Here is a 529-nt window from a genome sequence, read left to right as displayed (position 1 = left end):
AAATGGAAGTAATCTCCTTTAATGCATTGGCTTGAATATTATAATTCTCAGGATTGAGAAATGTTACTTCGTCAATCACTTCACTAAATTCCAAAACCAACTGATTTTCCGATACATATTTGAAAGAAACTACCTTAGGTGATTCTTCATCTACATAATCTGCACGAATTGAATTGACTTGGCCAGGAGTTCCCCCTTTTTCATTTATTGATGCAGACCAATTGCTTCGACTGCTGCAAGTATTCGAAGGATCAATTCGCTCTAAACTCCAGCCACCATCATTTTTTTCATTTGATTGATACCAGGTATCGGAATAGGCAATTTCATCAATTACAACTTTTTCAGCAGTCAATAATCTCAAACTACTGCCGGCATTGGTCAAACCACTGAAACTGGATAAAGAATGAACATCACCATAAACCAAAAATTCTTCCTTGGAGGTATGAGAACAGAGAATCAAATAAGAGTTTGCTTGAATTGTATCTGAAGAAAACGAAAGCTCCTTACTACCAATCTGCAACTTCCATCC

At 36.5% G+C, this 529-nt stretch carries 1 pseudogene; it reads right to left on the bottom strand.

What is annotated here, in order from left to right:
- Positions 1 to 529 (bottom strand): annotated as a pseudogene (locus M0051_RS19625) (hypothetical protein); the annotation flags it as partial.

The organism is Marinifilum sp. D714 (assembly GCF_030851345.1).
Classification (GTDB): domain Bacteria; phylum Bacteroidota; class Bacteroidia; order Bacteroidales; family Marinifilaceae; genus Marinifilum.
The sequence above is the reverse complement of the archived record's forward strand: the minus strand, read 5'-3'. Positions and strand labels throughout refer to the sequence as shown.